This is a genomic window from Veillonella parvula (assembly GCF_001553335.1).
In the GTDB taxonomy this organism is placed as follows: domain Bacteria; phylum Bacillota; class Negativicutes; order Veillonellales; family Veillonellaceae; genus Veillonella; species Veillonella parvula_S.
This window is the reverse complement of the sequence record NZ_KQ960798.1, coordinates 94,945-105,524: the sequence shown is the minus strand read 5'-3', so window position 1 is coordinate 105,524 and position 10,580 is coordinate 94,945. Positions and strand designations below refer to the sequence as shown.

Annotated in this window: 8 protein-coding genes and 1 pseudogene; all 9 read right to left on the bottom strand. The window is 35.5% G+C overall.

What is annotated here, in order from left to right:
- Positions 1 to 581: 581 nt before the first annotated feature.
- A complete protein-coding gene (gene cas2, locus HMPREF1865_RS06580; RefSeq protein WP_060919607.1) occupies positions 582 to 857 on the bottom strand; it encodes a CRISPR-associated endonuclease Cas2 in 276 nt (91 codons plus the stop codon).
- 1 nt (position 858) lies between these two features.
- Positions 859 to 1,854 (bottom strand): CRISPR-associated endonuclease Cas1, encoded by a 996-nt coding sequence (cas1, locus tag HMPREF1865_RS06575; RefSeq protein ID WP_060919606.1) that lies wholly within the window; start codon positions 1,852 to 1,854, stop codon positions 859 to 861.
- 97 nt (positions 1,855 to 1,951) lie between these two features.
- Positions 1,952 to 3,271 (bottom strand): type III-A CRISPR-associated CARF protein Csm6, encoded by a 1,320-nt coding sequence (gene csm6, locus HMPREF1865_RS06570; RefSeq protein ID WP_060919605.1) that lies wholly within the window; start codon positions 3,269 to 3,271, stop codon positions 1,952 to 1,954.
- Complete coding sequence (cas6, locus tag HMPREF1865_RS06565; RefSeq protein WP_060919604.1) at positions 3,268 to 4,038, bottom strand: CRISPR system precrRNA processing endoribonuclease RAMP protein Cas6; 771 nt, start codon at positions 4,036 to 4,038, stop codon at positions 3,268 to 3,270. The genes csm6 and cas6 overlap by 4 nt, the downstream gene beginning before the upstream one ends.
- Entirely contained in the window at positions 4,028 to 5,218 is a 1,191-nt protein-coding gene (gene csm5 / locus HMPREF1865_RS06560; RefSeq protein WP_060919603.1) for a type III-A CRISPR-associated RAMP protein Csm5, read from the bottom strand. The genes cas6 and csm5 overlap by 11 nt, the downstream gene beginning before the upstream one ends.
- Positions 5,211 to 6,209 carry a type III-A CRISPR-associated RAMP protein Csm4 gene (gene csm4 / locus HMPREF1865_RS06555; RefSeq protein WP_060919602.1) on the bottom strand — a complete coding sequence of 333 codons (999 nt, stop codon included), beginning with the start codon at positions 6,207 to 6,209 and terminating at the stop codon, positions 5,211 to 5,213. Before csm4 ends, csm5 begins: the two co-directional genes overlap by 8 nt.
- Positions 6,210 to 6,218: 9 nt before the next feature.
- On the bottom strand, positions 6,219 to 6,902 hold the full coding sequence (csm3, locus tag HMPREF1865_RS06550; RefSeq protein WP_060919601.1) for a type III-A CRISPR-associated RAMP protein Csm3: 684 nt from the start codon (positions 6,900 to 6,902) through the stop codon (positions 6,219 to 6,221).
- Positions 6,903 to 6,917: 15 nt separating this feature from the next.
- On the bottom strand, positions 6,918 to 7,418 hold the full coding sequence (csm2, locus tag HMPREF1865_RS06545; RefSeq protein ID WP_060919600.1) for a type III-A CRISPR-associated protein Csm2: 501 nt from the start codon (positions 7,416 to 7,418) through the stop codon (positions 6,918 to 6,920).
- 10 nt (positions 7,419 to 7,428) lie between these two features.
- A pseudogene (gene cas10 / locus HMPREF1865_RS09710) lies at positions 7,429 to 9,983 on the bottom strand (type III-A CRISPR-associated protein Cas10/Csm1).
- Positions 9,984 to 10,580: the final 597 nt, after the last annotated feature.

Here is a 10,580-nt window from a genome sequence, read left to right as displayed (position 1 = left end):
CGTCCCCACCAGGGGATTATTTAATTTAACCATTACCTCAATTCGCAGATATTGTAGAGGGCTTTATAGTTGAGTTTCCGTCCCCACCAGGGGATTATTTAATTTAACCATTCTACTATAAAGAAATTAAACGCAATGATGAAGTTATTCGTTTCCGTCCCCACCAGGGGATTATTTAATTTAACAAGTGGCTACCCTTAATAATAGCAATCATCCAACTAGCGACTGCGTTTCCGTCCCCACCAGGGGATTATTTAATTTAACCCTGTCTTTGAAACAACAGATATTTACTGGTTCCAAAATACAAAAAACGGCGGAGATTACAAATTGATCCTAAAAGGCACTTTAGCAAACTAAAATAACACCGTTAAACCGCACCACTATAACAACGGCGCAGATTTAATTTCTCAGGAGTTAAATTCTAGACCCATTATATCATATAAGAAAATAGATAATACAATAATAGAATCATCAATGCAAAACATCAAGTCTTGAAATACTTTTACCAATATTAATGATTCTATTATTGTTAATTACACTTCTACATCGTAACAGTATTAATCGAGAATAACTGTTTATATTTAAAGAATGATGCAGTCTTGTTCCTTACGTTCTCCAATACCCCAAGTATAGATATTTATAATGTCATCAAGGACATAGACTCGTAAGGAGTCCTCTATAGGGTTAATCATCTTACTAGCTCGCCGCATCATAGCATCATATTGCTTCCTATTAAGCAAAGCTTCAAACGCAGACTTTTGGACACGAACGCCATAACGTTCCAAGCATTTAACAAGACGGTTACGCGTTTTGTTATCCACCACATCATAGATAACTAGGACGATAAACTTTTTCATATCAGTGAATCTCCAATGGCGTATACAAATCTACATCTTCGTGTATAATTGCACTAGCAAATTGCTTACACTGTTTATAGATAGATTCACGATAGCTTTTACAATCATCAATATATTGATTTTCAGAACGAATTTTCTTATTATAGGCCATTAAAAATGCCTTACGTCCCTCTGCTGTCAGGTAGCAACCTTTATCAGAATTATCAAATTCGGATAAATCTACCATATTACGGCTCACCATAGATAGCACCATAGAATCTATAATTGGCGCCCGCCATTCTTCAATTAAGTCAGATGCGAGGGCTGGATGGCCTTTAGCTAGGCTATGCATGACTCCTACGAATGGATGGAGACCAGCATTAATAACACCAGCTAAGATTTCATTAAACAGCATGCTATAACCTAATCCGAGCATAGCATTAAAGGGATCTCGAGGCGGTTGTTTTGTACGTTTTGTAAAAGCAAAAACAGATGGCACAATTTTACCTAGTGCTTCAAAATAAAGACGACTTATCAGTCCTTCATAGCCCATGAGTTCAGATACACGCATACATTCACCAATATGGCTACGTACAGATTTAATATTCGCAATTTGCACATCTATATTGATATCCTCTTCTAGATTTCGTGCGTAGCGACGAAGAATAGTCAGCTGATTACGCACCTTTGCCCGAATAATTTTACGTGACATAGCCACTCTAAATGCATTATCATCTAACAAATCAAATTGCTTCTTATGTTTGTTAATGTCAATAGTATTAGTATTGATTATAGTACCAAAATACTTTCCATAACCAGATAGCCATGTAATAGGTACGCCACGTTCAATAAAATCAGTTACCAATGAGCTTGTTATAGATACTGAGTCAAAGACAGTAATATCTTCAATTCGCTCTAAAGGAACCTCGAACAATACCTCATTATTACGACCAACTACAACATGACCCCCGTCACGCTTGATAAACGATCCTGCTTCTGTAACATATAGGGATGACATATAGTCGCCTCCTTTTATATAAATGAATACGCTAAGGAATCAATTTGGGTCTAAAGATAATAAATTATAAAATTATTCGGCACAAAGAGCATTTACACTATTGAATTTGTTCTAACACATATGCATTGATAGTATCGTAAATTAATTTATTTTGTTTTGATGGTTTCATTATAGTTGAAAATACAGCTTGAATTAACTCTAAAAAAGACTGCAAAGACTTAATACTGACAGACTTACAAATTTCTACTTCTGTCAACACAACAACTTCATGAGCAATTTTATTACGTATTTTTCTTTCAATATTACGAATATCCTTTAGTTGCTTCAGCAATAAAGAATTGACATTTGGCTGATCCTCTAACATATGTAACATATGGTTTAAAGAGAGCTGAATCTCATTAAATTGTGGTGTTTTAGTATGTGCATACCACGAAAAATAAAGCTGCGGGTGTTTTTCCTTAAAGCTTTCCATATTAGTGCGAGGGCCTACAGATGTCCATTTCTCAAATTCATCCCAATTCACATGATATACCATAGAAAAATAATATCGCATTAACTCATACATAAAAGGAGTAATCTTTAAAATAAAATCTTCAATTTGTCCTTGTTTTAAACGAACTTCCATAAGCATTAAAAACTCATGTAATTTTATCCGTTTCCAATCGGTAAATATAGATGTTAATGATAAATCACCTATCCTATTGACTTTCTCTAAAGCTGCTTTATATTCTAGCTCTAATCGCAATTTTCCATGTTCAAGTAATGGTAAAACATCGTTATCTAATTCATCGGTGAATGTTTTTTTATAACGCTCATAAAGACTTATAGCCTCTTTATATTTATAGCTATTAATAAGAGTATGAAGAGATTGTTTAAGATTGTTACGCTTAATATATCCCATCTGAGGTTCATGACATCGGTTTTCGGTATCTTCTTGATCATCAAGATTATTTTCAATGATAGTTTCAATATCTTCGTCATCATTAACTGCTGGCTCAGATCGATTAGAGCCGCCTTGAGGACTATCGACTTGAATACCTCGTACCGCATCATGTTCCACGCTAAGATAAGACATAATTAACTTCATTTGAGGAGTACCAGAGCTTAAGTTAATCAATATCTCTGCATCAGGATACTCTGAAAGCATCTCATAGAAATGGTCAACAAACGGTTGTAAAGTGTCAATGCGATGTACATCTTCAAGACCTGTATGTATAAGCTTGATATCTAAATCAGCTTTCACATGTTTTAAAGCCTTAGAAAATCGACTGTCAGATGCTTCCTTTTGCTCCATATCTTTACTCAATACGAGGATTACCATATCGGGATTATAATGCCTTACTATATGAAGCATCCCTCCATCATAGCACCCACGAATAGGATCTGTATCCCCTACTGGGGTATAAAGAATTCTCATTGTACTACCTCACTTTGTACGCCACCCATACCTAATGCGGTCTTAATTCCGAGCCCTGTGAATTGGCTATAGTAGGTCAATAGAGATAAGATGCGTTGCATCACTAAATTTCGCTTAAATTGCATAACAATCTCTCCACGGAAACCACGGATTTTAACCCCTTCTAAACCATACATGCCCATACGTAAATTATAGTCGCGAATGAAAGCTGCCGATTCAAGCGCAGCTAATAAATCTTCAGAGTCCATCATTTCAAACGTAGTGAACTGGTTCCATTGACGCAATAAATAGCGATAGATACGAAAGGCTTCAGGGAATATCGTATATTGTTGATCTACTTTAAAGCTTGTTGTAGTCACACACCGCAATTTAGCCTGCGTATATTCTGCTTCACCACTCCAGAACTTGGACATTAAAGCTTCATAAGAGGTTTCCTCTAAAATGGTTCTATCTTGAATATAAATATGCCCTCGTTTTTGTTTCAAAAAAATCTTTTCAGGCATGTCTAGTGCTGGTCGTAATATACGCTCAACAGCCTCTGCTGTTACAGCAGAAAGGCGCCAAATATATTGACCTTTTTCTTTATCAAAATAGATATATTGGCTATAAGGACGCAGGCCCGTTTCATGCAACTGACCTGCGTATTCTGTCCCCACTAACTCCATTAAGACGCCATGTAGCACGCTACCTATGGACTGTACAACTTTAATCGATGGATCTGCTGTTATTGCTAACTCAATGGCCATAATTTCAACATTATCTGCCAATATGAATGCCCCCCATTTCATAATAATTGCCATTCCACTTCACTAATTTAATCGCTCGTGGTGCCATAATTTTATCCTTACTATCATGTTTAGCCTTTTGAAAATTTACATCTAAAATAGCTCTAATAATATCAATTCCTGTTTTTTCATCATCTGTAAAAGCAGCCATGATAATTGTCTTTTGAATAAACCCTGTATTACTGCCAATATAAGCATTAGCTGATTCTAGAGCTTTAAAAATAGATGGACTAACTTTCTTAAATTTAGAGGCTAATAACTTATGAGTAGCATCAAAGTCTTCCTGTAAAATATCTAACACTTGATCAATACTAGTAATCCCTATTTCTTTAGTCATAGCTGTATCAAGGGTTAATGTAAAAGAAAACTGTTGATTTGGTAAAATGCATTCACGATGTACAGAAATATCATGAGTTCCATCTTCTTCAACACAAGAATCCTCTTTCTTTAAAACCTCTGTTTGAATCACACTCATAGGCATAGCATCAGAAATAGAAATACCTCGGAAAGCACTAGCTAAAATACCATTGACTCTCTTTTCTGAATTCTTGAATAGAACTTGTATATTACGATCAATCAACTTATTAACTTCACGTAAAACGGAACTAATTTCACGCTTACAACGACGCTTATCATATTGAAAATTACTATATTTCTGTAAAATTTCCTTTAGCTTTTGTTGCACTGTAGCTCTAAACCTAGTATCTCTACGAAGCATATGTGAAATAATAGCACTATCAATAACACCTTTAATCGAGCTACCTGGAATATAAACATCCCCATTGGCTCCACGAATTTGAGGAGTAATGTCATTCAATGAGTTTTTACGTCCTTTATTATATATCGATGATTTCATAATTGAGCCAATAGCAGGGCCTAATGTATCTTTTGTTAATTGAGATGCACCAATAGTATTTTTTGCCCAATCATACATAGTCCGGCCATTTGGTCTTACCATCTCATCCTGCATATATAATTCAAATTCTGCTAATTTATTATGATTTGCTAAAAAGCGAAACCACTCATAGTTATTAAGAAGATATACTTCACCAGCATCGTAATTATACATATAATCCTTAGTCGTTAACTTTTCAGGGCCACCAATATTCGTAGGGCTCACAATAGTGAGCGATAGTTGTGCATGATCTATACGATTACTCATAATCCACCCCAATCCATAAGCCCATACCATTACGATATACTGGATGAGGCAAAGTATCCCCAGTAATAGTAAGCATTTGTCCTACTAACGCTTTTGGACAAACAGAGCCTTCCTTAACAACATAATAGGAATTACGTTTTACTTGAGTCGTACTTCCAGCAGATCCTACAAAGCCACCACGCTTTTGTAATTTATAGGAACCTTGTTTTAAAGTAGCCACTTCATCACTAGTAGGAACACAAGCACTAATACACATCATGTTTCCTTGCTTATTATGAATCAACGCATATAAAGCAGAGATATCTTCAAAAATACCTTGAACTTCTAGTTTAATAGGATTGTCAGCTAATTCAAATTTCCCATAACCACCACTGCGTTTACCACCGATACCAGATAGTCCTAAAACTTCAAATATGCCTTCAAATAACTCCCGGCTTGCATCGTCATTAAAACCAGCAATAAAGTATAACCCCGTATGTGACATGAATTGATAGTTGCCCACATAATATGGTCGGCTCATTTCTCCACGCATATTTACCTGCGCAGATGTTTGTTTAGCACCAAAGGTAGGCATATATTTTTGTGAAATATCGGCCTCTATATACTGACTAAAATTTTGTAACTGTAATGCACGAATATACTCAATTTTCTTAATCTTCTTTTGCTCTGTAGCTACCCGTTTTGTCTCTGCAAAACTTGTAATAGGCAGCTCTTTTGAATCAATTTGCATGATAGGTGTAGGTACATACAATTGATACTCGCCATTATCTATGCAGTATGGAAACAAACTAGATAGTACAATATGTTGATCTTTTACAGAGTCGATAAAAGATTGTAATAAACCTGTATCATGGCAGATTTCATGACAACATGCACCAAATAGTGCATCAGAGCCTAATGTAAGAGAAATAGTTTCTAAACTACCCCCTTCTGAGGTATCCCCGAAATGTACCGGTGTAAGAAAACGCAATGGATATAGATAGTAGTTCATAATAACAACCTACTTTCTTAATATATCTAATAAATCCTGCGTATTAATAGCACTATTACCTACTGGCTTCACATCATCAATAGAAATATTTACACGACCGTAGCCACGAGACCCATGACCACCCAAATAGTCGATACCTAGTAATGCAAGACCTTCTTGTAAAATCTTCATATCTTCAGTAACTTCGGCTTCATTTTCAATGTTATATGCGACTTTAAATGTAAATACAGTACCTGCTGGAACACGTTCAATTTGACGAGGGTTAGCACTACCATCAATACGATTAATGGTGTTTTCAAACTTGATTTCACCCATATAAGTATCTGTCTCTATATTAGCAAACAGTTGACGAGTTTCATCTGTGATAAATAAATCATAAAACTGTAAACGAGCTGGTTTTACAGGATTTACGGAGCCAAATAAACGTTTAATTTCTTCTTTATCCTCTTTAATATCATTCATTATATAATCGTCACAATGGCTTTTAGCTAGTAAGGTACGCAATTTGCCTTTAATAGAACTACCAGGGATAATTGGCTCTTGAGTAACTACATCACGAATGAATGGTGTATCAACGGATCCAATAGGTGCAAAGTCATTACTAGCCCCAATATGCATACCCGTTTCTAGTTTAATAGTACCTGTAATTAGTAATTTACCACGTAAGGATTTTAATTTATCATTACTCTCCATGTTAAGCTCCTCCTATTATCGATTACCAACTGATGGACGATTATTTTGATTAGTATTAAATGTCGGTTCTGGTGATTGAGATAGCTCTACAGAACGATATTTATAGAACGCCACTAAAGCCTCTACATATTTACAAAGTAAATCAAAACGCTTAATATCTGTTCCAATATCTTCAATCATGTTTAAAAGCTTACTAATATCAATCAATTGCTTTACTGGATAAACTTTTTTACCACGACCAACAGACTCTTCAATACGACCAGCTTGGTACAAAAGTGTAGTTTTTAAAAAACGTACATCCATTGCAATATCATCAGGTAACTTATCAAAAGCTTTGCTTCTTCGTTGAGCAACACTCAGTTTATTTTTAATTGCTACTATGCTAGACAAAATTTTACGTAACTGTGCATATTTTAATAAAAAAGCACTACCACTTTTATTCTTATCTAACTTATTAATAACGGCCTCAGCCACCTTAACAAGGTCTAAACTCCAATTAAATGTATCTTGTGCCATATAATTATCCTCACTTCGTCTCACGCATATAGTAAACAATGAGGTTGCAAGCTGTTAATAACGCTTTACAATCTGCTTCTGTTTGAATCCAAGTATGAATTGCCGTAACAAAATTTTTATATGATCCATATGTAGGGTCATGTTTCTTAGGTTCTAGACGGGCCAATAAATAAAGAATACGAGCGACATTAATATGATTTCCTTGTACTCTATCATTCAAAATACCTTGTAATAAATCCATCAACTTATAGACTAAACCTTTCCCTAATTTCAGTTTTGATGGTTGAGCCTCATTAATCCCCGGAATAACAAACAATTGATCTAGTGTATAAAGTTTATCTTCTATTACATTATCAATGAGTTCCTCCCACTTATACACATGACGACATATCCACTCTTCACCATTAGCATTTTTATTTGTTTCAAATCCAAATAAAGCAATACTATCTTTGCCATCATTATCTTTAGCAATACTTTCAAGTAGACCTGTAATCGCTGCCATTTGACTAATTGGATAGGATGGAGAAAATAAAGCTAATCCAGCAGACATAGTGGTTTTATTATCTGTAACCTCTGCCAATTTTTCACGAATATCAATTGCTAATTCTAACAATTCGTCCCATGCACCAACAAGAAATACATCATCACCACCAGAATAAATAACGTGGATTTTTCTAGTCGTAACTTGCTTATTTGCCCAAATAGTAAATGGTGTAACAGATGTACCAAAACCTTGTACATCACCCTGAGCCATTTTATTAACAGCAACCTTAAAGAACATTGCCAAATCACGAGATAAATCAGCATAGCGTGATAAGGTGCCGTATTTGAATCGATCTGATCCTTCAGAAATAAAGCCTCCGATAAAAGCCGCCCCAAGATTATCTACGTCCGCCCGTAATACACCAAGTCGCTTAATACCTTTATCATCACCTAAGCCACTAGATGCGGCAAGTTCTTCAAATTCATAAACTTGACCATTATCCTTACGTGCTACATAATCTGCTAGCCAAATACGATTGAATACATTATGTCCTGTTTTGGCTGTATTCTTAGAGTAGATTCTTAAAGTCTCATGATTAGCTTCAAACTTTTGTAATAATGCTTCAGGAACTACATAGAGATAGAGTCTCAAATTATCCGCATCATCATTCCAGTTGTTAACATATACCTCAACCTTTGGAATACTTTCACAAGCATCACTATTATTTGGACGAGCTAATACAAAGACAGTATCACGACTATCAACAATCTGTTCCCCTAAGCGATACAAGCCATTACAAATTGGACAAGCCTCAGCATCGCTATCCTTACCATAAGGCGATAATGTTGCTGTTGAAGTGTGACAAATGGAACATTCCCGTTCCCCATGAAGAACTGTATTATACGTACTATTTGGATTAAATAGATCTGTTAGGTGTCGTTCAGAATATCGTTTAGACTTAGCCTCACCAACAGATTGGCTCACCTTACGGAATAATGTACGTTGCGATTGAATTAACTCGGCAGCTGTTGCTGTAGCGGAACCAAGTGCTAAATACAATTTAGTACCAAATACGGTTAAGAACCATTCGTTAATGGATTTTTCCATAGATTCAATAGCAGTACAAGTTTTGTTGTATTAGAAGCCAATACATAAAAATGACCGCCACCATTGTAAATAAGGTTTGCCCGAGTTAACTGCAATGCATCTAATAGCTCATCTACAATTTGTTCCATCAAAATTTCTAAATAGAATGAGCGACCACGTAATGATTTCAATGCACCTTTAGACGGAATCGTATAAATAAAATTCTGAATGCCAGAAATATCTCCAGATATTAATCGAAACGCTTGCATTTCACGGAACTCTTTAGAATTCTGATAACAGTATTCTTTATAATCAGTAATACCTTGTTCCTCAAAATAATGCACCATACTATGTGCCACTGCAGCTGTTATCTTTGAATGCATATACAAAGAGATATCATTAGCTTGATCTGTTGCCGTACTAGATGGCATATAAGATATAGTGTCTTCATAAATTCTCAGCAACTCATTAACGGACATCTTATCTATTGGTTGTTGCTGAAAGTTCTGTACTAATACATCATATAGTGCCTTATATTTATCACTTGATGCACGTATCGTTTTATCATTTTCAGGATAATTAAAGTGGTCCGACACATCAATGCCACGTAGATAATACTGTAAGGGTTGAGTACTAGTTTTACCGCCAAATACACGGAAGATTGATTGAAGCGGTAACTCTTTATCAAACTTCTGTGTAGAGGTATTTTCACCTTCCTCAAGATCTCGACGATCTACAGCTGCAGCAATATTATCCGCTTCGTACACAATGTATGCATAATCATCATTTTCTAGTTGAGCCGCACTAAGCTCTTTCCCATGATGATACTTCAAACAATGAGTAATACTTTGCTTTAAGCCCATATCGGAAAAATAGGGCTCTATGAAAGCAGCGCCGCGCTTAGAATGTGCATCGGTTCCCTGATTAGCGCGATACACAACTTTGCCGATATCATGAAGCAATGCACCCTTTACCAGTGCATCCCATTTACCCATCACATCGCCTCCAAACTCTACTTAATAAATAAAAGAACTATTGTCTTCATTATATATTCATTTCTGATTAAAACCAATAGAAAAACCATCCGATTTATACAAAAAAGCCAGTATATTCACTAAAAAGAATATACTGGCTATATTTTTGTACTTATATGAGTTTTTGACATAAGAACCGTCCCCGTAAGGGGATTATTTAATTTAACAATAGTGCAGAAGAGGCTTTTGAACGATTAGAAGTATTAATTGGTGTTTCCGGCCCCATCAGGGGATTATTTAATTTAATGCAACAGACATTGAAAGCACTATCGATATTACAGATAGCGTAGTCGTTTCCGTCCCCTAATGGGGTTCATTTATTTTAACTAGCAAACGTGTAAAAAAGAAAAGCATCACACCAGAAATTATAGTTTCCGTCCCTATTAGGGGATTATTTAATTTAACCAGAAAACCAAAAGAAACGTAATAATGTTTCAGCTATTCAAGAGTTTCCGTCCCCTAATGGGGATCATTTAATTTAACGCAAGATACATATAAAATCACATATAAGAATGATAGACTTGAAGTTTCCGTCCCCTAATGGGGATCATTTAATTT

What these genes read in the sequence shown, in the direction of transcription:
- cas2 (WP_060919607.1), bottom strand. Translation starts at nt 857, where the DNA reads ATGAAAAAGTTTATCGTCCTAGTTATCTATGATGTGGTGGATAACAAA.
- cas1 (WP_060919606.1), bottom strand. Translation starts at nt 1,854, where the DNA reads ATGTCATCCCTATATGTTACAGAAGCAGGATCGTTTATCAAGCGTGAC.
- csm6 (WP_060919605.1), bottom strand. Translation starts at nt 3,271, where the DNA reads ATGAGAATTCTTTATACCCCAGTAGGGGATACAGATCCTATTCGTGGG.
- csm5 (WP_060919603.1), bottom strand. Translation starts at nt 5,218, where the DNA reads ATGAGTAATCGTATAGATCATGCACAACTATCGCTCACTATTGTGAGC.
- csm4 (WP_060919602.1), bottom strand. Translation starts at nt 6,209, where the DNA reads ATGAACTACTATCTATATCCATTGCGTTTTCTTACACCGGTACATTTC.
- csm3 (WP_060919601.1), bottom strand. Translation starts at nt 6,902, where the DNA reads ATGGAGAGTAATGATAAATTAAAATCCTTACGTGGTAAATTACTAATT.
- csm2 (WP_060919600.1), bottom strand. Translation starts at nt 7,418, where the DNA reads ATGGCACAAGATACATTTAATTGGAGTTTAGACCTTGTTAAGGTGGCT.